The sequence below is a fragment of the Bacillus sp. SIMBA_154 genome (assembly GCF_046536015.1).
GTDB lineage: Bacteria > Bacillota > Bacilli > Bacillales > Bacillaceae > Bacillus > Bacillus pumilus_P.
This window is the reverse complement of the sequence record NZ_JAWJBV010000779.1, coordinates 1-228: the sequence shown is the minus strand read 5'-3', so window position 1 is coordinate 228 and position 228 is coordinate 1. Positions and strand designations below refer to the sequence as shown.

Below are 228 nucleotides of genomic sequence, written 5' to 3'. Positions count from 1 at the left end.
GTAGCGCATATAACAATAAAAGAGCTATCTGTTGTAGAAGTTAAAAAATTACTTTCACCATACGAAAATTATGACTCGTTATCACCTGTCAAGCAGACTATTTTGAAAATTCCAATATGGTTAAGTTTTTACATACAGCTTATAAAGAATGATCAGGGCAGCCTCAATTTTAACAGCAAAAGCGACCTTATAAGTTTGTATTGGGTTGATAGATTGAAGCAACTAAAC

1 protein-coding gene is annotated in these 228 nt (G+C 32.5%); it reads left to right on the top strand.

Features of this window, described 5'->3' with window-relative positions; genetic code table 11:
* On the top strand, positions 1-228 hold a 228-nt coding region (locus tag R0K30_RS24015; protein ID WP_410613599.1), incomplete at both ends, for a hypothetical protein.